General features: G+C 72.5%; 14 protein-coding genes. 8 read left to right on the plus strand and 6 right to left on the minus strand.

The features are described 5' to 3' along the window. The first annotated feature begins 235 nt into the window (after positions 1 to 235). The 3 genes from D3P35_RS12185 to D3P35_RS12195 all read left to right on the plus strand — a co-directional run bounded on the left by D3P35_RS12185 (position 236) and on the right by D3P35_RS12195 (position 3,253). The gene (locus tag D3P35_RS12185) at positions 236 to 655 is read left to right on the plus strand and encodes a Rap1a/Tai family immunity protein (RefSeq protein WP_157982123.1); all 420 of its coding nucleotides are present in this window, start codon (positions 236 to 238) and stop codon (positions 653 to 655) included. A 14-nt stretch (positions 656 to 669) separates the two neighbouring features. Beyond that, positions 670 to 933, plus strand: a complete 264-nt coding sequence (locus D3P35_RS12190; RefSeq protein WP_118135008.1) for a glycine zipper family protein — start codon at positions 670 to 672, stop codon at positions 931 to 933. Positions 934 to 994: 61 nt separating this feature from the next. Further along, entirely contained in the window at positions 995 to 3,253 is a 2,259-nt protein-coding gene (locus D3P35_RS12195) for a mechanosensitive ion channel family protein (protein WP_118135009.1), read from the plus strand. A 219-nt stretch (positions 3,254 to 3,472) separates the two neighbouring features. On the opposite strand, the gene D3P35_RS12200 is transcribed toward D3P35_RS12195, so the two are convergent. From D3P35_RS12200 to D3P35_RS12210, 3 genes are all read right to left on the minus strand, one after another. Further along, positions 3,473 to 4,492, minus strand: coding sequence for a DUF2950 family protein (locus D3P35_RS12200; RefSeq protein WP_198670596.1), 1,020 nt, complete (start codon positions 4,490 to 4,492; stop codon positions 3,473 to 3,475). Then, positions 4,489 to 6,063, minus strand: a complete 1,575-nt coding sequence (locus D3P35_RS12205) for a DUF3300 domain-containing protein (RefSeq protein ID WP_198670597.1) — start codon at positions 6,061 to 6,063, stop codon at positions 4,489 to 4,491. Before D3P35_RS12205 ends, D3P35_RS12200 begins: the two co-directional genes overlap by 4 nt. 134 nt (positions 6,064 to 6,197) lie before the next feature. Further along, positions 6,198 to 8,867: a cation:proton antiporter gene (locus D3P35_RS12210; RefSeq protein ID WP_118135012.1), complete on the minus strand. Its 2,670-nt coding sequence runs from the start codon at positions 8,865 to 8,867 to the stop codon at positions 6,198 to 6,200. A gap of 307 nt (positions 8,868 to 9,174) precedes the next feature. Between D3P35_RS12210 and D3P35_RS12215 the strand changes: the two genes are divergently transcribed. The 5 genes from D3P35_RS12215 (at position 9,175) to D3P35_RS12235 (ending at position 16,520) form a co-directional block, all read left to right on the plus strand. After that, positions 9,175 to 11,745, plus strand: coding sequence for an EAL domain-containing protein (locus tag D3P35_RS12215; protein WP_198670598.1), 2,571 nt, complete (start codon positions 9,175 to 9,177; stop codon positions 11,743 to 11,745). 145 nt (positions 11,746 to 11,890) lie between these two features. Beyond that, a complete protein-coding gene (locus D3P35_RS12220) occupies positions 11,891 to 12,313 on the plus strand; it encodes a heme-binding protein (RefSeq protein ID WP_118135014.1) in 423 nt (140 codons plus the stop codon). Between the two features lie 133 nt (positions 12,314 to 12,446). Then, entirely contained in the window at positions 12,447 to 13,181 is a 735-nt protein-coding gene (locus D3P35_RS12225) for a Crp/Fnr family transcriptional regulator (RefSeq protein ID WP_118135015.1), read from the plus strand. A gap of 217 nt (positions 13,182 to 13,398) precedes the next feature. After that, entirely contained in the window at positions 13,399 to 13,956 is a 558-nt protein-coding gene (locus tag D3P35_RS12230) for a biliverdin-producing heme oxygenase (RefSeq protein WP_118135016.1), read from the plus strand. After that, positions 13,953 to 16,520, plus strand: coding sequence for an HWE histidine kinase domain-containing protein (locus D3P35_RS12235; RefSeq protein ID WP_118135017.1), 2,568 nt, complete (start codon positions 13,953 to 13,955; stop codon positions 16,518 to 16,520). Before D3P35_RS12230 ends, D3P35_RS12235 begins: the two co-directional genes overlap by 4 nt. Before the next feature lie 18 nt (positions 16,521 to 16,538). Here D3P35_RS12235 and D3P35_RS12240 read toward each other — a convergent pair whose 3' ends face one another. From D3P35_RS12240 to D3P35_RS12250, 3 genes are all read right to left on the minus strand, one after another. Continuing rightward, complete coding sequence (locus D3P35_RS12240; protein WP_118135018.1) at positions 16,539 to 17,570, minus strand: NADP-dependent oxidoreductase; 1,032 nt, start codon at positions 17,568 to 17,570, stop codon at positions 16,539 to 16,541. 747 nt (positions 17,571 to 18,317) lie between these two features. Then, positions 18,318 to 20,078 carry a DEAD/DEAH box helicase gene (locus tag D3P35_RS12245; RefSeq protein WP_118135019.1) on the minus strand — a complete coding sequence of 587 codons (1,761 nt, stop codon included), beginning with the start codon at positions 20,076 to 20,078 and terminating at the stop codon, positions 18,318 to 18,320. A 204-nt stretch (positions 20,079 to 20,282) separates the two neighbouring features. Next, on the minus strand, positions 20,283 to 21,239 hold the full coding sequence (locus tag D3P35_RS12250) for an NAD(P)-dependent oxidoreductase (RefSeq protein WP_118135020.1): 957 nt from the start codon (positions 21,237 to 21,239) through the stop codon (positions 20,283 to 20,285). Between the last annotated feature and the right edge of the window lie 109 nt (positions 21,240 to 21,348).

Raw genomic sequence — 21,348 nt, forward strand, 5'->3', positions numbered from 1 at the left:
CCCCCCGGCGAGCCCCTGCTTCGCCGGGCAAAATAATGCGCCCTCCCGAATCCGCGTTGACATGATGCAATCCGAAAGTGAAACTTTCTGGTAAAGAAGGTTAATACCTTCTTGTTCCACGGGGACTTCTCGCATCCGGCGCATCTGTTCCGGGCGTGACTTGCCCGCGGAGCGCCCTCTTGCCGGTGCGGCGGGGCTGCCTTCGCCTGAGCCGGTCCTGTCAATGGAGCTGACGATGAAGCCCTTTCCCGCGCCGCCCGTCTTCCTGACGGCCCGACCGGCCGCGGCCGCCTGCGTGGCGGCGATTGCCCTGGTGATGATGCAGGCCCCGCCGGGCCGCGCGGCGGACGAGAGCGACTACATGCTCGCCACCGCGGGCGACCTCGCCGACCTCTGCGCCTCCCCGGAGGACCCCTCGGCCATCCACATGTGCCAGGGGTTCATCGTGGCGGTCGACCAGGTGCATATCCAGCTCGCCGCCGCGATGGACGAAAAGCTCTACTGCCTGCCCACCGAAAGCGTGGTGACCCGCAACGGCGCCGCGGCGGCCTTTGCCGCCTGGGTGGCCGAAAACCCCCGGATTGCCACAGTTTCGCCGATCGACGGCCTTGTTTCATGGGCACTGGACGCGTTCCCCTGCCCGGCCGGCCAGTGATGGGAGCCCGTATCATGACCCGTATCCTCGCGCTCTGCGCAGCACTTGCCCTCACCGCCTGCTCCGACCTGAACGACACGCAGCAACGCGCCGCCACCGGCACGATCATCGGTGCCGGCAGCGGCGCGGTGATCGGCGCCATCGCCGGTGATGCCGGGATGGGCGCGCTGATCGGCGCCGGTGCCGGCGCGGTGGGCGGCCTCGTCTACGACAAGGTCGAACACGACAAGGACGAAGCCTACCGGCAGGGCGTGCGCGACGGCCGCGCCACCCGCTGACACCCCGAATGCAGCGCGGCGGCCGCCCGGCTGCCGCGCCCCAACACGAGGCCGCCCGCCCTTGACCCCAGCCAGACCCGTTCCCGCCCTGTCCTGCTTCCTCCTTCTGCTGCTCGCGGGGTGGCTGGCGCTGTTCGCGCCGCCCGCCCTGGCCCAGCACCTGCCGGGGCCGCCGCCGCCACAGCAGCAGGCGCCCGACGCCGTGCCGGAACAGGACCTGACCGGGATAGTCGAGGCCGCGCAGAAGGCCGGGCTCGAGATCCTGGTGCTGCGCCCGGCCACCGGCGCGGCCGCCGGGGGGCCCGTGCCGCCCGCCGAGGAGGCGGAAGCCGAGGTCGACGGGCTGATCCGGCGTCTCACCCTGGGGGCCGAGGCGATGAAGGCCGATCTCGCCGCCACCCCCGGCTGGCTCGACACCACGCTCTATCACCCCGCGCCGCCGCTCACGCCCTTCTGGCTGGGGCGGGCGACGCTGCTGACCGTGTTCTCGCTGGGCCTGGGCGGGCTGGCGGGCTGGGCCGCCGGCCGCCGCCTGCGCCGCTCGCTGCTGCCGCCGCCCCCCGCGCCGGGGGCATTGCTGGGCACGCGGCTGCGCTTCCTGCTCGGCCGTTCGGTGGTGGCGCTGCTGGTGATGGCGGTGATCCTGCTGGTGTCCACCCTGGTGGCACTGGTGCTCGGCACGCGGGATTCGGGCTTTCGCGGCGTGTTCCTCTCCACCCTCGAGGTGGCGATCACCGGCGGGCTGGTGATGATCGCCTTCCGCGCCATCCTCGCGCCCTGGCGGCCGGACTCGCGGGTGCTGCCCTTCGAGGATGCCGAGGCGAAGCGCATCCACCTGCTGATGCGCCTGACCGTCTGGTCGGCGCTGTTCTTCTCCGGCGTGGCGGCGCTGGTGCGGCGCATGCAGGGGCCGGACGGTTTCGCCGACCTGCTGCTCGACCTCTCCACCCTCATCGTGGCCGCGGGGCTGATCCGGGCGGTCTACCTCGCACGGCCGCTCTTCGTGCGCCTCGCCGAGGCCGACCTGCGCCCGGTGCGCTTCTGGCACCGGCACTGGCACGTGCTCTTCACCACCTACCTGGTGTTCACCGTGGTGGTCACCCTGCTCGCCCGGCTGCTCGACCTCGACATCGAGGGGCTGGTGGCGGCCCCCATCCTCGCGGTGCTGATCGGGCTCGTGGTCAAGGGGCTCGGCCTCATCGCCATCGAGAGCTTCTACCTCGACCGCCCCGCCCGGTCGGCGGCAGGCGCCGAGCCCGGGCCGCCGGTCACGCACCCCTGGCGCGGCTGGGCGCTGAGCAGCCTCAACCACGTGGCGCTCGCGGCCGCGGCGGTGTGGCTGGTGAGCCGCTGGGACATCGGCCTGCTCACGCCGGACGGCCGGGTGCACGCGGTCTGGGTCATCCTGCTGATGGCGCTGGTGGGCTCCATCGGCTGGGAGGCGATCCGAACCGCCTTCGACCGCCGCCTCGCCGAGGAGGAGGGCACCGCCCCCGGCGCCGAGGGCGAGGGGGACGGCGAGTCCGAGATGGGCACCGGCAAGTCGCGCCTCGCCACGCTGCTGCCGCTGTTCCGCAACGCGGTGCTCATCGCCATCCTGGTGCTGGTGAGCATGGTGATGCTGTCCTCGCTGGGGGTGGACGTGGCGCCGCTCTTCGCCGGGGCCGGGCTGATCGGCTTTGCCGTTGGCTTCGGCGCCCAGGCGCTGGTGCGCGACGTGTTCTCGGGCGTGTTCTTCCTCATCGACGACGCCTTCCGCGTGGGCGAGTACATCGAGACCGGCTCGGCCAAGGGCACGGTGGAGCGCATCTCCATCCGCTCCATGCAGCTGCGCCATCAGAACGGCCCGCTGCACACCGTGCCCTTCGGCGAGATCACCCAGCTCACCAACTACTCGCGCGACTGGGTGATCATGAAGCTGCCCATCGCCGCGCGCTACGGCACCGACCCCGAGAAGGTGCGCAAGATCGTCAAGAAGCTCGGCCTCGCCCTGCTGGAGGACCCGGAGCTGGGGCCGAAGTTCATCGAGCCGCTGAAGTCTCAGGGCGTGCTGGAGATCTCCGACACCGGCCTCGTCTTCCGGGTGAAGTTCAAGACCCGCCCGGGCGAGCAGTTCGTGCTGCGCAAGACGGTGTTCCACCGCATTTCGGAGGCTTTCGCGAAGGAGGGCATCGAGTTCGCCGGTCGCGAGGTGCGGGTGCGCGTGCTCGACGAGGACGACAGGACCGTGCCGCCCGACGACCCCCGCGCCCAGCAGGCCGTGGCCGCCGCCGCCGGCGAGATCGCCACCGAAGCCGCCCAGGGCGAGCAGAAGCCGTAGCGCAAGCCCAGGCCATACCGGCGCGGGCGCCTGCCATCGGGGCGCCACGGGGCGCCGGTATGGCGCATGGGCGGGAGAACCGGCCGGCGGCCGCCCCCGGGCAGGTGGCGGCCAGGCTCGGCACCGGTGCCGCGCAGGCGCACCCTTCTGCGGGCAGGCCGGAGCCTGCCGCCCTGCGCGAAACCGCCCGCGGGCGGATCGGGGCCGGTTTGCCCGGGGCTACTCGGGCACCAGCTCCCAGTCGTCCCCGGGGTTGAAGCGCTCGATCCAGGGCACGATCACATCGGTGTCCGGCCCGAGATCGGCCTCGTAGAGCACGCCGAGATGGTTGGCGAGGAAGGTGTGCACCCCGGTCTCGCCATACTGCGCCGGCCAGGCGAGGATGGCGTAGCCCGCGATCATGTTGCCGTTGATCACGTAGTCATAGGCGCCGCCGGCGATGTTGTCGCCCTGGCCGGTGAGGATGCGGAAGCGGTAGCCGAAATAGCCCCGGCCCTCGGCGGCGTCGTCCAGCTCAGCCTCGCTGATGTCGGCGCCCGCCGGGCTGGGGCCATCCTGCGCGGTCTCCGGCCAGTAGAGCCCGTCGGTGGTGCCGGGGCTGCTCACCAGCCGCTGGGCGTATTCCCGCACGCCGTCGCCGTCGCGGTCCTCGGCGGCATAGGCCTCCTGCGCGTCGAGATAGGCGTGCAGCGTGTCGATGGCGGCGAGCTCGTTGGCGCCCACCTGGCGGTTCACGATCTCGTCGATGCCGGCCCCGGTGTCGAAGGCCCAGCTTCCGTCCTCGCCGCGCACCACCGGGAAGGGCAGCGGCCAGAGCCGCCAGCCGATGTCGATCAGCACCCGGTCCTCGCTCTCCTCGGTCACGAGACGGCGGGCGATGCCCTCGCGCATCTGCGCATAGGCCTCCATCGTGTCCGGGCTCTCGCGCAGGGCGGCGGCATCGAGGCCCAGCAGGGCGGCCATGTCCTCGAGATCGTCGGCCTCGAGGGCGGCGCGCAGGGCCTCCACCGCCGCGCCGGCGCTCTCGAAGCGCGGCGCGGGCGTGGCGGACACGAACCGCGCGAAGGGCGCCTCCTGCTCCTCCTGCGCCGCGGCGGGGCCGGGGGCGAGGACGAGCGCCGCGAGGGCGAGGGCGAGCCCCGCGCCGCGCCAGCCGGAGGCGGTCCGGTTCCGGGGCCGGGAGGCGGGGGCGAGGAAACGCGCCTGGTGCATGCTGTGCTCGCCGCTACGGGGTGTCATCGCCGCCGTCCGCCGCCGATATGCGGCTTGCCGCCGCCGCGTCCGCCACCGCGGGCCGCGGTGCCGCGCTGCGAGGCCATCTTGGCCCGGGTGCCGCCGCCGCCTCCGGCGCCGAGCGCCGACTGGGGGCGCGCGCCGGAGGGCTTCGCGCCCAGCCGGGGCTTGCCCGCCGGCTTCAGCGCGGGCTTGCCGCCGCCGCCGCCGGGCCGGGCGAGGGCGGGTCTCGTGGAGGGCTGCACCGCCGCGCGGTCTCCGCCGCCCGGGCGCAGGGCAGGCTTGTCGCCCCCGCCGGGCCGCAGGGCCGGCCTGTCACCGCCGGGACGGAGCGCGGGCCCGTCGCCCCCACCGGGGCGCAATGCAGGCCCGTCGCCCCCACCGGGGCGCAATGCAGGCCTATCGCCCCCACCGGGGCGCAATGCAGGCCTATCGCCCCCACCGGGGCGCACTCCGGGCCTGTCGCCCCCACCGGGGCGCAACGCGGGCCCGTCACCCCCGCCGGGGCGCAGGGCGGCCGTGTTTCCGCCGCCGGGGCGCAGCCCGCCGGCGGCCGCCGCCTTGCGGATGTCGCGCGAGCGGTCGGCGCGGTCGCCCGCCAGGCCGGGGCGCGGGCGCGTGCCGATACCCGCGCCGGGGCGGCGGCCGTTGCCGGCGCCGATGCGGTCGCGGTTGTCGAGTCGGTCGCCGAGCTTGCCGCGGTCGATCTTGCCAAGCTGGTCGCGGTCGATGTGGATCTTGTCGCGGTCGACCTTGTTCCAGTCCACGTCGCGCCAGTTCACCTTGCCGTTGATGTTGTTGAAGCAGTTGTTGCAGTCGATGTCGACGTCGTTGCCCCAGTGACCGCCGTGCACGCCCCAGTCGTCCCAGTCCACGAAGGCGGCCCAGGCGGCGCCGGTCACCACGCCGGTGAAGAAGGTGGCGGTGGGCAGGTAGTAGTTGGGGTAGGGCTGGGGGTAGTAGCTCACCGGCGCGCACACGTAATCGGGCTCGTAGAGCATCTCAGGCGGGTATTGCGGCACGTAGACCTTCTCGGGCTCGGCGGGCTGGATGATGATCGTGTCGCCCTCCTGCACCACCTCGGTGTGCTGGTCGGTCTGGATCACCCCGTCGGCCACGGCCTGGGAGCGCAGCTGCTGGATGGCGATCAGCACGTCCTGCTGCTGGTAGGTCACCGCGTCGCCGAGCTGGCTGGTCCAGTCGAGATCCTCGCTCATCATCTGCACGATCTCGGGGGTGTTGAGCAGCGAGATCACCGAGCCGTCCCAGTCCGGGTCGGGCTCCTGGCCCTCCTTCGCGCTGTCGAGGAAGCGCGCCGCCTCCACGATCTGCAGCGGGTAGAGCGAGGCGGCGGCGATGGCGGCCACCAGCGCATCGGGGTAGAGCGCGATGCGGGCGACGAGGATCTCCATCTCCTCCTCGCTCAGCCCGGCCTCCTCTGGCGCGGGCGCGGTGGCGGAGACATCCTGCACGGCGGCCGGGCTGTCCTGCGCTCCGGCGATGCGCGGTGCGGCGGGAAACATTCCGAAGGCGAGGGAGAGAAGAAGAGCGGTCGGATGGCGCAGTAAAGCGGTCATTTCAGATCCCCGACGTCTCGGATTCCAATGCCCCGGCCAGTACCCGGAGCATCGGAATCTGTTCTGTTTTGCCGAATTGTTATCATCAAAACAGGATTCGGGCGATGTGTTTGTTTGGCGGGCCGGCGCGGGTTTCAGCGCGGCGCGGCCTCGTCGGAGACCGGGGCAGTGGCCGGCTCCTGCGCCCCGGTTTCCGTGCCCGTCTGAGTCTGCGCGTCGGTCCGCGGTTCCGGTGCGGCGGGGGCGGCTGCCGGCCCGTTGCGCACCACCGCCCGCACGGCCTCGGCACCGGCGTCCTCCGGTGCCAGCTCGGGCATCGGCGGCGGGCGCATCTGGCCCTGGGTGCCGGCGGCGCTCGCCTCCACCGCGGCGCGCAGCGAGGGGTTGCGCTCCAGCAGGCGGCGGAAGCGCGCATCGTCGAGGCTGAGCAGGGTGCAGGGGGTGATGGCGGTCACCTGGGCGCGGCGGCGGCGCTTGGCGAGCAGGCCGAGCTGGCCGAACATCTGCCCGCGCCCCAGCCGCTGCTTCTGGCCGGCGAATTCCACCTCCACCGCGCCGGAGGCGATGAAGTAGACGCTGCGCGCCACGTCGCCCTTGCGGATGATCACCTTGCCCGGCGCCGCGAACACGGTGACCAGCGCGCGCGCCAGCTTGGCGCGGTGGCCCTCCTCCATGTTCTGGAACAGCGGCATGCTGGCCAGCAGCGTGGGCTTGTGCAGCGTGATGTCGAGGCGCGGGCGCAGCTCCACCTCGGCGCGGCTGCGGGCGAGCTGGCCGGTGAGCGTGGCATGCACCTCGAAGCCGATCAGCCCGTCGGCGAACAGCGCCTCGTACTCGCGCTCCTCCATCCTGAGCACGGTGCGGCGGATGAACACGCGCTCGAGCTGCTCGGCATAGCCGGGATACTGCAGGCGCAGGCCGTCGAGCGCGCGGGACACCTCCTCCTGCCGGCGCTCGAGCACCTCGTGCAGCAGCTCGGCCACGCGCTTGCCGTGGATGCGCAGGATCTTGGCGGAGATGAAGCCGTGCAGGTCGCGCAGGATGAACTGCTGGTGGATGAGGATCTCGAACCGGTCGGAGGTGATGGCGGCGAGCGGGCGCGAGATGTGCAGCCGGTTGTGCAGCATCACCGCGAACCGGTAGCCGGGGCTGTAGACCAGCGAGCGCCGGGCCGCGAGCCGGTACTGGCTGCGCCCGCCGCGGGTGCGCTCGATCAGCCGGTCCACGTCCGAGAGCATGCGGTCCACCAGCCGGGCCGAGACCACCTGCTGGTTGAACTGCTCGAGGATCAGGTCGCGCTCGCGCCCGGCCAGCGCCACGAGGCCGAGGGTGATGCGGTCGCGGTCGAGGATCTCGGCGCCGGCCTCGGCCTCGCGCACCGCCACCTCGAGCCGCTCGCCGAAGGCCTTGGCCTCGGAGCGCACGATGTCATGGGTGAGGCCGTGGTCGCGCGCGGCCTCGGTGGCGTCCTCGCGCACGTTCTGCAGCGCGACCGCGATCACCTGGTTGGACAGTGCCAGGTCGAGCGGCGAGAGCCGGTCGAGCCCGATGCGCCGGATCATCCAGCGCAGCGTCGTGCCCTGGAAGACGAGGGTGAACAGGGTGAAGCCGGTGGCGAGGATGCCCACCGCGCGTTTCACCTCCGGCTCCACGAACGGGTTTTCGGTGACGGCGAGCGCCAGCGCGAGGGTGACCGCGCCGCGCAGGCCGCCCCAGAGGATGGCGAGCCGGTAGGGCGGCTCCACCCGGGGCGAGAGGCGTATCAGCGTCATCGCCGGCAGCAGCACCCAGAGCATGAGCGCGCGTGCCACCACGGCAGCACCCACCACCACCATCACCAGTCCGAGGTCGGTGAGGTTCACCCCCTCGAGGAAACGCGGGATGAGCAGGGCGGCGATGATGAAGATGAGCGAGCCCGCCCAGTGCGCCAGCAGGTCCCAGACCTCGCGCAGGTAGGTCCAGGTGCCGGGCGAGAGCCGGCCGGGCCCGAGCAGGTTCATCGTGAGGCCGGAGACCACCACCGCCGTGACGCCGGAGGCGCCCAGCACCTGCTCGGTGAGGATGTAGGTGAGGTAGGGGATGGCCACCGTGACCGAGACCTGCGCCAGCCGGTGGCGCGAGACGAGGGCCACCAGCATCACCCCGAAGCGCGCCACCAGGTAGCCGGTGCCGGCCCCGCCGATGATGAGGAAGGGAAACTGGCCGATGGCCGTGCCCAGCGTGGGGTTGGGCACGCCGTTCATCACGAAGGTGAGGAACACGCCGAACAGCGCGATGGCCGCGGCATCGTTGAGCAGGCTCTCGCCCTCCACGATGCGGGTGAGGCGCTGGGGGGCCGCGATGTCGCGGAAGATGGAGACCACCGCCGAGGGGTCGGTGGTGGAGACGATGGCGCCGATCAGCAGGCAGGCGGTGAGCGGCAGCCCGCTCACCGGCATCAGCGCGAGCCCGATGGTGAAGGTGGCCACGATCACCGCCACCACGGCGAGCAGCAGGATGGGCACCCAGTCGTCCATCATGCGGCGCAGGTTCAGCCCCAGCGAGACCTGGAACAGCAGCGTGGGCAGGAAGACGTAGAGGAACACGTAGGAATGGATCGGCAGGCCGAGGATGGCCTCGGCCACCGGGTTCAGCACGTCGGTGAGATCGGTGCTGAGCGCGTAGCCCGCCCCCACGCCCACCAGGATGCCCATGCCGGCCAGGATCACGCTGTAGGGCAGCCGCAGCCGTGCCGCCAGCGGCTCGCTGAGGCCGATGACGATGAAGAGGCCGGCAATGACGCTGACGACGCCGATGAGTTCCATTCGTCCGACGGGTGTCCGCAATGAGAGGGTGCGAGCCCTCGGAATGCAGGCTGGCCCCGCGTCTTGTCAAGCTGCCACGCCGGTGCTGCGCCCGGAAAAGCGCGGAGAATGCGGTATGTTGCGCTGCATCGTGAAAGCGGCGGCCCGGTGCTCCGCCCCCCGGCATGCGGCTTGACCGCGGGCCGGATCGCCGCGAACAATACCCGCGTTCTTTCCGTGGTCGAGGACCCGTCGCCGGACATGTCTGGAGTGTGCGCCCCGTATGGCTCTTAGGCCCTTCCTTCCCCTCGCTGCGGTGGCGCTGGGTGTGGCATTCGGCGCCGTCATGCTCGACCGGCAGCGCGTCGGCATCGCCATCGAGCGCCAGCGTGTCGAGGCGGTGGAGGAGCTCTCGCGCCTGCGGCTGCGGCTCGAGGGCGCGATCGAGGGCGATGTGCAGCTCCTCCGCGGCCTGGTGGTGGCGCTGGAAGACGAGCCCGGCATGTCGCAGGAGGATTTCTCGGCGCGGGCCCGGCGGCTGCTCTCCCATTCCGGCAGCGTGCGGGCGGTGGCGCTGGCGCCGGGGCTCACGGTGTCGATGGTCTATCCGCTGGAGGGAAACGAGAGCCTGATCGGCGTGGACCTCGCCGCGCTGCCCGGCCAGGCGGAGAGCGCGCGGGCCGCGATGGCGGCCGGCGACGTGGTGCTCTCCGGCCCGGTGGACCTCTACCAGGGCGGCAAGGGCCTGCTGATGCGCTACGCGCTGCGCCGCTCCGGGCCGGAGGGCATGCCCCGGCCCTGGGGCATCGTCTCGGCCAGCGTCGACCTCGCGGCGCTGCTGGAGAAGGCCGGCATCAGCGGCTCGCCGCACGACCTCTCGCTGGCGATCACGGCCGGGGAAGCGGGCGCGGACGGGCCCCCCTTCTTCGGCGACCCGGAGGTGCTGCGCGACGCGCCTGTGGCGCTGCCGGCCGGCACACTCGGCTGGGCGCTCCACGCGGCGCCCGAGGGCGGCTGGCGGGTGCCGGCGGGCGAGCTCTGGCGCTTCCGGGCCCTGCTCGCGGCGACGGGGCTGCTCATCCTGGCCCCCACGGCCTGGGCCGGGCTGCTGCTGCGTCAGCGCCAGTCCAGCATCTCGGCGCTGCTGCGCCGCGAGGCCGACCTGCTGGCCACCTCCCGGCGGCTGAAGCTGGCCATCGAGACCGCCGGCCTGCAGATCTGGCAGCGCGACGCGCTGAGCGGCGAGCGGGTGGAGGACCCGGTGTTCGACACCATCGGCGAGGACGCGCCGGGCCTGCCGCGGCGGGAATGGCTCTCCCGCGTGCTGCCCGAGGACCAGTCGCGCCTGCGCGAGAGCTTCCGCGAGGCGGTGCGCAACGGCACGACCTTCTCGGCCGAGTACCGCGTGCAGGAGGCCGACGGCTCGCTGCGCCACCTGCGCTCCTTCGGGCGCACCTATGCCGATCCCGGCGAGCGGCCGGTGATGATCGGCGCCAACTGGGAGGTGACGCCGTTCATCCGGCTCAACGAGCACCTGCGCGAGGCCACGCGCGAGGCCGAGAGCCGGGCGGGGCTGCTGGAGGCGGCGCGCGACCGGCTGGAATATCTCGCCAACCACGACACGACCACCGGCCTGCCCAACCGCAATTCCCTCGAGACCCTGTTCGGCACCGTGGATGCCGATGCGCAGGACACCGCCCCGCTCTCGGTCATCATCGTCGATCTCCACCGCTTCAAGGACATCAACGACACGCTCGGCTACCAGGGCGGCAACGACATCCTGCGCCACACCGGCGGCGTGCTCACCCGCACCGCCGGCCCGGATGACGTGGTCGCCCGCGTGGGGGGCGACGAGTTCGTCATCGTCAGCCGCGAGGCGGTGTCGGCCGAGGACCCGGACAACCTCGCCCGCCGCCTCCTGCGCGCGCTGGTGCGCCCGGTCATCCTGGGCACGCATGAATACCGGGTGGGGGTGACCATAGGCGCGGCCACCCGCAGCACCGGCGCGGAGCAGTCCACCTCCGTGTTCCTGAACGCCGATATCGCCCTGCACGAGGCCAAGAAGCACGGCCGCAACCACATCGAGTATTTCACCGACACGCTGCGCGCCGAGGCGATGGACACCAAGCGCATGGCCGACGACATCCTGCGCGGGCTGGAGCGGCGCGAGTTCCTGCCGGTCTACCAGCTGCAGTTCGATGCGCGCAGCCTGGAGGTCACCGGGGTGGAGGCGCTGGTGCGCTGGCAGCACCCGCGCCAGGGCCTGCTGACGCCGCAGCATTTCCTCGACGTGGCGGAGATGCTCAACGTGATGAGCGAGCTCGACGACCTGGTGCTGCGCCGCGCGCTGGAGGATTTCCGCGCCTGGAGCGCGGCCGGCATCCGCATTCCCCGGCTCTCGGTCAACGTCTCGGCGCAGCGGCTGGGCGACGAGGGGCTGGCCGGGCGCCTCGCCGCCCTCGAGTTCCAGCCCGGCACGCTGGCCTTCGAGCTCGTGGAGACCATCTCCTTCGACGAGGCCTCGCCGCTGATCGCCGAGAACATCCGCCGGATCCGCGCCAGCGGCATCGAGATCGAGATCGACGATTTCGGCACCGGCTACGCCTCCATCCTCAGCCTCATCAACCTGTCGCCGCGCTTCCTCAAGATCGACCGCCACCTGGTGATGCCGGTGGACGGGTCGGCGCGGGCGCGCAAGCTCGTCTCCTCGGTGGTCGAGATCGGCCGGGCCCTCGGCATCGGCGTGATCGCGGAAGGGGTCGAGAGCCTGCGCCACGCCGAGGTGCTGCGCGACCTCGGCTGCCAGGTGCTGCAGGGCTATGCGCTCGCGCGCCCGATGCCGGCCGGGGAGATCCCCTCCTATGTCGCCGCGCGCTCCTGGATGCGCGACGCATCCTGACGCCGCGCCGCGTTTCCACTTGGCGGAAAAGCCTCCCGCGGTGGCGCCGCGCCTGTCGCGGGCCGGCCGCCCGCGTGCTAGGCGGAAGGCCAGCGGCGGCCGCGCGGCCGCCGGGGACAGTGCAAACCAGGGCAAGGAGCCGGACATGATCACTTTGCGGCGGATCGACATCGCGGATGCGCGCATTCTCATCGACGGGGCGCGGGCGAAGGCGCGGGAGATCGGCGTGCCCATGTGCATCGCCGTCACGGACGAGGCCGGCCAGCTCGTTGCCTTCGAGCGCATGGACGGCGGCAAGGTGACCAGCACCACCATCGCCATCGACAAGGCCTTCACCGCCGCGGGCGCGAAGAAGGCGACGCATGAATACGGCGCCGCAAGCCAGCCGGGCAACCCGACCTACGGCATCAACTCGGCCATCGCGGGCCGGCTGATGGTGGTGGGCGGCGGCCTGCCCGTGGTGGTGGAGGGCGAGGTCGTGGGCGGCATCGGGCTGAGCTCGGGCACCCCCGACCAGGACCGCGCCTGCGCCGAGGCCGGCATCGCCGCCTTCCTCGCCACGCTCTGAGCCGGGCGCGGGGCCCGGGGGAAGCCGGCGCGCCGGCCGGCATCTGCAAAATTTCACATATCCGCTCGCACGGCGGGAACCTTCGGCGTGCGCGGGGCGTTCACGACCGTATTAAGTCAGGACACCCTACCCCTTGGCCACGGATTGCAAGAATTGCCCCCTGCGCAAGCGCCAGCTCTTCACCGCGATGAGCGACGAGGAGCTCGATTTCATGCGGCGGTTCAAGTCCGGCGAGCTTACGGTCGAGCCGGGCACCGTGCTGCTGATGGAGGGGTCCAACAGCCCGCAGCTCTTCACCGTGCTGCACGGTATGGGCGTGCGGTACAAGGGGCTGTCCGACGGGCGCCGCCAGGTGGTGAGCTTCGTCATGCCGGGAGACTTCATCGGGTTGCAGGCCGGCGTGATGGGCGAGATGAAGCACTCCGTCGAGGCCACCACGGCGATGACGCTCTGCGTGTTCAAGCGCTCCGACCTCTGGAGCCTGTTCCGCAGCTTTCCGCGCCGCGCCTACGATCTCGCCTGGCTCGCGGCGCTGGAGGAGCATTTCCTCGGCGACGCGCTCACCACGCTGGGGCGGCGCTCGGCGCTGGAACGGGTGGCCTGGAGCTTCCACCGCTTCCATTCCCGCGCCGCCGCGCTGTTGATGACCCGCAACGGCGAGTGCAAGGTGCCCTTCCGCCAGCAGGACCTGGCCGATGCGCTCGGCCTGTCGCTGGTGCATACGAACAAGACGATCAAGAGGCTGCGTGACCGCCAGATCGCGTCGTGGCAGGATGGTGTGCTGAAGATCCTCGACGAGGCGAAGCTGCGCGAGCTCGCCCACCTGGAGGACACCGACGCCGCCGCCGAACCGAGACCGCTGATCTGAAAGCCCTGCCCCGGATGTCCGCCCCTCCCCCTCTCCCTGACCGCATCCGCTTCCCCAGCCAGCTCGAAGGGCGCGCGGCGGCATCCGGGCTTTTCCGCGGCAGCGTCGGTTTCCGCCGCCGCGGCTGCGTGATAGGTGCAGGCCGGGCGGCGCGGTCGCCGGGTGATGCGTGCGTGAGCCGATCGGGGGGCGTGGCCGGAGAATGACGGAAACAGGGGTGCGTGATCATCTGCGCCGGGCGACGTCCGGCCTGCATGAAGCGGTCGACGCGGGCTTCTCCCGCTACGATCTCTCGCGGCGCGAGGACTATGCCGACTTCCTGCAGGATCATGCCCGCGTGCTGCCCGGGCTGGAGGCGGCGCTGGCCGCCTCGCCCGAGTTCGCGCGCCTGCCGGATGCCGCGGCCCGGCTGCGCCTGCCGGCCCTGCGTGCCGATCTCGCGGCGCTGGGGCGGCCGATGCCGCAGAGCCTGCCTATGTCATACGTTAATGAAAGCGGGGCGGGACTCGGGTTAGCTTATGTACTGGAAGGCTCCAGGCTCGGGGCGCGCGTGCTGTCCCGGCAGGTGGTCGCGGGGCAGGGATCTGCCCCGATGGCCTTCCTGTCGCACGGCGCGGGAGAGCGCCTCTGGGCGGGGTTCCTCGCCTGGGTTGCGCGGGAACGCTGGAGCACAGACGAAATCGAAGTCGCGACGCAGGCGGCCCGCAGCGCGTTTCAGGCATTCCTGAACGTGTCCGGGGGCTGCCTCGTGGCGCAGGAGGTGCCAGACCGATGACAGACCCGAGCCAGCAAGCCGACCTCACGAGTTGCGACCGCGAGCCGATCCACCTGCTGGGAAGGGTCCAGTCCTTCGGCTGCATGATCGGGCTCACCTCGGACTGGATCGTGTCCTGCCACTCCGACAACGCGGCGCAGATGCTGGGCCGCGCGCCCGATGCGGGCGCGATGATCGCGGAGCCGGCGGCCGAGGTTCTGGGCCCGGAGCTGCAGCACCGGCTGCGCAACCGCATCCAGATGCTGCGCGCCGGCCATGGCGCGGAGATGATCACCCGGGTCGAGCTGCCGACCGGCCTGTTCGACCTGTCGCTGCACGTCTCGGGCGAGACGATCGTGCTCGAGTTCGAGCCGCACCAGGCCGGCGCCGCGGACGACGCGGTCACCACCGTGCGGCGCATCATCGAGCGGGTGTCGCAGTATTCCGGCCCCGGGCGGCTCTTCGAGGATGCGGCGCATTTCCTGCAGCTCGACACCGGCTTCGACCGGGTGATGTTCTACCGCTTCCTCGATGACGGCACCGGCGAGGTGATCGCCGAGGCGCGGGCGCCGGGCATGGAGAGCTACATGGGCCTGCGCTACCCGGCGAGCGACATTCCCCGCCAGGCACGGGCGCTCTACCTGCGCAACACCATCCGGCTCATCGCCGATTCCTCGGACGAGGGCGTGCCGATCCGCCCCGCGGTCGACCCCATGGGCCGGATCATCGACCTCTCCGGCTCGGTGCTGCGCTCGGTCTCGCCCATCCACCTGCAATACCTGCGCAACATGGGCGTGGCCGCCTCCATGTCGATCTCCATCATCGTGGACGGCAAGCTCTGGGGGCTGGTGGCCTGCCACCACCGCACGCCGCTGGTGCTTTCCCAGGTCAAGCGCAACGCGGCGCAGCTCTTCGGCCAGATGTTCTCGCTGGTGCTGCAGAGCAAGCTCATCGACGAGGAGCGCCGCCACGACGACCAGGTGCGCGACCTCACCGCCGCCATCGCCCGCGCGGCGAGCTCGGAGCAGCCGGTCACGCGGATGCTGCTCGACTGCGTGGCGGATTTCATGCCGCTGCTGGAGGCCGACGGCGTGGCCGTGGTGGTGGAGGGCGCGGTCGAAACCCGTGGCAGCGTGCCGGGGACCGAGGAGATCCTCTCCCTCGCCCGGGCGCTGAACCGCACGCCGGCGGGCCAGGTCTATGTCACCGACCATCTCGCCGGCCTCTCGCCGGCGGCCGCGGAGCATGCCGGGGTCGCCTCCGGCCTGCTCGCCATCCCGGTGTCGCGCCTGCCGCGCGACTACATCCTGTTCTTCCGCCGCGAGCTGCCGCGCAAGGTCACCTGGGCCGGCAACCCGGACAAGCCGGCCACCGCCGGCCTGCCCGGCGGCCAGCTCTCGCCGCGCGAGAGCTTCGCCGCCTGGGCCGAGGAGGTGCGCGGCCGCTCCGACGAGTGGAGCCGCGCGCAGCGCCGCATCGCCGGCCAGCTCCGGGTGAGTCTGCTCGAGGTGGTGCTGCGCCTCACCGACGAGGCCTCGCGCCTGCGCAAGACCGCCGGCGAGAAGCAGGAGCTGCTGATTTCCGAGCTCAACCACCGGGTGCGCAACATTCTCGGGCTGGTGCGCGGGCTGGTGTCGCAGACCTCGGTGTCCGAGATCAGCACCGCCGAGATGGTGGCCGTGCTCGAGAGCCGCATCCAGGCGCTGGCCCGCGCGCATGACCAGATCACCCGCGACAACTGGGCCCCCGCCTCGCTGCGCGAGCTGGTGCGGGTGGAGGCCGAGTGCTACCTGCTCGACCGGCAGGACCGGGTGGCGGTTTCCGGCGCGGACGTGCTGCTGATGCCCACCGCCTTCTCGGCCGTGGCGCTGGTGGTGCACGAGCTGATGACCAACTCGGCCAAGTACGGCTCCCTCTCGGTGCCGGGCGGCGACGTGCAGCTCACCATCGAGAGCGACCCGGACGATGCGCTCATCCTGTGCTGGACCGAGCGCGGCGGCCCCGAGGTGCGCGAGCCCGAGCGCCGCGGTTTCGGCTCGACCATCATCGAGCGCTCGGTGCCCTTCGAGCTGCAGGGCGAGGCCGAGGTGGCCTATCGCCCCGAGGGGCTCTGCGCGCGGTTCTGGATCCCGGCCGTGCACGTGCGCCCCGGCCTGCCCTCCGGCGAGGTGGCCCGGCTTCCCCTCGCGGAGGCCGCGGCCCGGGTGGCGCGCAGCCCGCGCCGGGTTCTGGTGCTGGAGGACAACCTGGTGATCGCCATGGACGCGGAGGGCATCTTCCGCGACCTCGGCGCCGAGAACGTCATCCTCGCCGCGTCCAACGCCCAGGCGAGCCAGCATCTGCGCGCCTCGGCCTTCGACCTCGCGCTGCTCGACGTGAACCTCGGGGCGGAGACCAGCTTCCCCTTCGCCGAGCAGCTTCTGGCCGCCGGCATCCCCTTCGCCTTCGCGTCCGGCTACGGCGAGGGGGCGGACTTCCCCGACCTGCTGCGCAACGCGCCGCGTTTCTCCAAGCCCTACAACGCCGGCACCATCCGCAAGGTTCTGGCGCAGATGAGCCTGGAGGGAAGGAGCGGCGCCGCCTGAGCGCGGCGCCGCCCGCATTCAGCGCGCCGCGGGGTCTTCGCCCACGCGGATCACCAGCTTGCCGCGGTTGCGCCCGGTGAGCAGGCCCTGGAAGGCCTCCACCGCGTTCTCCAGCCCGTCGACGATCTCCTCGCGGTACTGCACCCGGCCCTCGGCGAGCCAGCCGCCCATGTCGCGCATGAAATCCTCCCAGCGGTCGAGATGGTCGAACTGCAGGAAGCCGCGGAAGGTGAGCCGGCGGGTGAGCACCAGGCCCATGGCGGCGGGCAGCCGGTCCGGGCCCGGGGGCGGGGCGCTGTCGTTGTAATGGGCGATGCGGCCGCAGACCGGGATGCGGCCGAAGTCGTTCATCAGCGGCAGCACCGCGTCGAACACCGCGCCGCCCACGTTCTCGAAGTAGACATCGACGCCATCCGGGCAGGCGGCGGCGAGCTGTTCCGGGAAATCCGCGTCGCGGTAGTTCACCGCGGCGTCGAAGCCCAGGGTCTCGGTCACGTAGCGGCACTTGTCCTCCGCCCCGGCCACGCCCACGGCGCGACAGCCGAGGATCCGGGCCATCTGGCCCACCACCTGACCCACCGCGCCCGAGGCGGCGGAGACGACGACCGTCTCGCCCGCCTTCGGCCTGCCATGTTCCAGCAGGCCGGCGTAGGCGGTGAAGCCGGGCATGCCGAGCACGCCGAGCGCGGCGGAGAGCGGGCCGCGGGCGGGGTCGAGCTTGCGCAGGCCGGTGCCGTCGGAGAGCGCGTGGGTCTGCCAGCCGGCGCCGGCGAGCACGATGTCGCCGGGCGCGAAGCCCTCGAGCCGGCTCTCCATCACCTCGCAGACCGTGCCGCCGACCATCGTGTCGCCGGGGTTGATGTGGCTGGCGTAGGAGCGCACGGGGCTCATGCGGCCCCGCATGTAGGGGTCGAGCGAGAGGTAGATCACCCGCAGGAGCACCTGGCCCTCGGCGGGTGCGGGCACCGGCACTTCTTCCAGCTTCAGGTGCTCGGTGGTGGGCATGCCTTCGGGAAAGGCGGCGAGGTAGATGCGGCGGGCGCTGGCCATGCTGGTCTCCCATCGGGTTGCGGTGCCGGGGAGAATGGCGCGCGGGGCCGGGGGCGTCGAGGGCAGATCACGGGGCCGTGTTCCGGCGGCGGCGCGAAACCCCGCCCCGGCCGAGCCGCCCGCCCGTGTTCGGCGCCCGCCGCGCGGCACGCGCGGCCCGGCCCAAACCGCAGGAGACGCGCCCGTGAGGGCGGGTTGACGGAGGGCGGGAGGGCCCCGTCTCCGCGCCCACGGACGGGGCGGTTCAGGGCCGGTTGGAGCGCCCGCGCCACCGGGCTCCGCGCGCAGGGCCTTGCGGCCGGGGCGCTCCCGCGATGCGGCCACCTGTCGGTGTCCGCCCCTTTGGGCCGGGCCGGATGCAGGGCATCCGGCGGGAGCGCCCGCGGATGACGGACCGCGACGGTCCGCATGAGGGGCGCGCGTGTCGCGGGGCGCCCGCATGCTCCAGACGCGACCGGAAGATGCCGGCTGCCTGCGGCCCGATGATCCACGGGTCGCGGCACCGGGGGAACGGGGCCGGCGGCATTCCGGACGGGCCCGTGGCCTCGTGGCACGGCAGGTGCGACCGCCGCGTGGGGGAAGGAGTGCGCCTTGCGGGCAGACGCCGCCGGTGCCGGTCACGGCCGCCTTCCATGCGGGGCAGCGGCGTGCGGAGGGAGCCTCCGGCGCTGTGTCCGGGCGGGAGGCGCGCCTCCCTGCGGCAGCGCGCCCTTCGCGGCGGGGGGCGCCGCGAAGGGAAGGCGTGTCTCAGTCGGCGCGCGCACCCTTGCGGTGACGGGCCGGGGCCTGGCCGCGCGGGGCGCCGGCGCGCGGTCCGCCGGGGCCCTTGCGGGAGGGCGCGCCCTTGCGGTGGGGCTTGCCGCGGAACGGCTTGTCGCCGCGCGGGGCCGAGGGGGCCGGGCCGGTGTCGGCCGGCTCACCGGGAAGCGGCGTCACGGTGATGCCCTTCTCCAGCGTGCGGTGCGGGCCGAGGGCGGCGATGAAGGCCTCCGCGTGGCTGGCCGAGATCTGCACCCAGGTCTCCTCGGCCTGCATGCGGATGGCGCCCACCTCGCGGCGGGAGAGCCCGCCCGCCTCGCAGAGCATCGGCAGCAGCCAGCGCGGCTCGGCGTTCTGCTGGCGCCCGACCGAGAGCGAGAACCAGGCGCTCTCGCCGAAGGCCTCGGGCTTGCGCTTCTGGCCCGCGGCGGCGGAGGCCACGTCGAGCAGCTCCTCGGGGGCGGACTGGCCGGCCCGGGCGCGGCGGATGAAGGCGGCGGCCACCTTCTCGGCGCCGTGCTCCTCGAGCAGCTTCGCCACCAGGGCGGCTTCCTCGGCGTTCGGTGCGGCCTGCAGCGTGGTGTCGGCGAGCAGGCGCTCGTCGTCGCGCGCGAGGATCTCGGCGGCGGAGGGCGGGGCGGCCCATTCGGCGTCGATGCGCGCGGTGGCGAGCAGCCGCTCGGTGCGCTTGCGCCCCGAGGGCGCCACGATCAGCGCGCTCACGCCCTTGCGCCCGGCCCGGCCGGTGCGGCCCGAGCGGTGCAGCAGCGCCTCGCGGTTGGTGGGCAGGTCGGCGTGGATCACCAGTTCCAGCCCCGGCAGGTCGATGCCGCGCGCCGCGACATCGGTCGCGACGCAGACCTTCGCCCGCCCGTCGCGCATCGCCTGCAGGGCGTGGCTGCGCTCGGACTGGCTGAGCTCGCCCGAGAGCGCCACGACGGGGAAGCCCCGGTTGCCCAGCCGCGCGGTCATGTGCGTCACCCCTGCGCGGGTGTTGCAGAACACGATGGCGTTTTCCGCGTCGTAGAAGCGCAGCAGGTTGAGGATCGCGTTTTCCTTGTCGCTCGCGGCGGCCATGAGCACGCGGTACTCGATGTCGACGTGCTGGCTCGCCTCGGCGGTGGTGGTGATGCGCTGCGCGTCGCGCTGGTAGCGCTTGGCCAGTGCCGCGATCGGGCGCGAGACCGTGGCCGAGAACATCAGCGTGCGCCGCTCCTCCGGCGAGGCCTGCAGGATCGCCTCCAGGTCCTCGCGGAAGCCCAGGTCGAGCATCTCGTCGGCCTCGTCGAGCACCACGGCCTCGATCTCCGAGAGGTCGAGCGCGCCGCGGGCGATGTGATCGCGCAGGCGGCCGGGGGTGCCCACGACGATATGGGCGCCGCGCTCCAGCGCCCGGCGCTCGGTGCGCATGTCCATGCCACCGACGCAGGTGGCAAGCACGGCGCCGGTCTCGCCGTAGAGCCACTCGAGCTCGCGGCACACCTGCAGCGCCAGTTCGCGCGTCGGCGCGATGACCATGGCGCGCGGGGCGCCGGCGCGGCCGAAGCGGTCTTCCCCGCCCAGCAGCCCGGGGGCAAGTGCCAGGCCGAAGGCCACCGTCTTGCCCGAGCCGGTCTGGGCCGAGACCAGCGCGTCCGCCGCGCCCAGTTCCGGCGCGATCACCGCCTTCTGGACCGGGGTGAGCCGCTCGTAACCGCGTTTCTCCAATGCCGCGGCCAGCGCCGGCACGATGCCTTCGAACTCTGTCATGTTCCGTCTTTCGGAAAAGTCGCTCTCTCGCCGCGAAGCCGGAGAGCCCGGACGCGTACGCCGTCCTGCCCCGGCATCCGGCCAGGGCGAGGAACGATTCCCCCCGCTCCTACTGCGCATGGCCGCGATTGTACAGGGATGGCGGTGCGAAGCGGGCCGATTGGTCCGACGGCGTGCCCGGGCTGCACCGGCTCGGGCCCCGGTTCAGGCGAGCAGGCGCAGCGGGCTGCCGGCGGCCCAGGCGGCGATGTCCTCGACCATGCCCTCGTGGTAGGCGCGGAAGGTGGCGCGGGTGGCATAGCCCAGGTGCGGGGTGAGCAGCAGCCGGCCCTCGCCCGTGAGGTCGGGGGCGAGCAGCGGGTGGCCGGCGGGCAGCGGCTCCTCGTCGAACACGTCGAGCGCGGCGGACATGCCGGGGCGGGCGCGCAGGGTGGCGAGCAGGGCCTCGGTGTCGACGATGGGCCCGCGCGAGGTGTTCACCAGCATCGCGTCGGGCTTCATGGCCGCGAGGGCGGCGGCATCCACCAGCCCGCGGCTGCGCTCCGACAGCACGACATGCACCGAGACGGCGTCGGCCTCCGCCATCAGCGCGCCCAGCGAGGGGCAGGCCCGCACGCCGAGCGCCGCGGCCCGCGCGGGGTCGAGGTTCTGCGACCAGGCGATCGGCTCCATCCCCAGCGCCCGGCCGAGCACCGCCATCTGCGCCCCGATCTGCCCCAGCCCGATCAGCCCGAGGGTGAGCCCTGCGAGGTCGCGCCCCAGCGCGCGCTGCCAGCCGCCGGCCGCAGCCGAGGCCGCCTCGGGGATCAGCCGTCGGGCGAGGGCGAGCAGCAGCAGCAGCGCGAGCTCGGAGGTGGTGGTCTTGCGCGAGGCGGTGCCGCAGACCGGGATGCCGCGGGCCTTCGCCGCCTCGATGTCGATGGCAAGGTTGCGCATGCCGCTGGTGACGATGAGCTTCAGCGCCGGCAGGGCGGCGATCAGCGCGGCCGGCATCGGCGTGCGCTCGCGCATCAGGCAGATGACGTCGAAAGGGGCCAGCAGGGCGGCCCGATCCGCCTCCGGGATCGGCGCCTCGAACACGGTGATCTCCGCGCCCAGGCTGGCCCAGTCGGCCATCTGCAGCGCCTCGCCGGTGTAGTCGTCCAGTATCGCGATCTTCATGCCGTTCTCCCTGCCCATTCTCCCGGGCGGCCCATCTGCACCCGGGCAGGGCGGGCTGGCAACCCCCCGCCGGAACCGGGTGCCGCCTTCCGGGGCTTGAGCCCGAGCG

It is taken from the genome of Oceanicella sp. SM1341 (assembly GCF_003448965.1).
In the GTDB taxonomy this organism is placed as follows: Bacteria; Pseudomonadota; Alphaproteobacteria; order Rhodobacterales; family Rhodobacteraceae; genus Paroceanicella.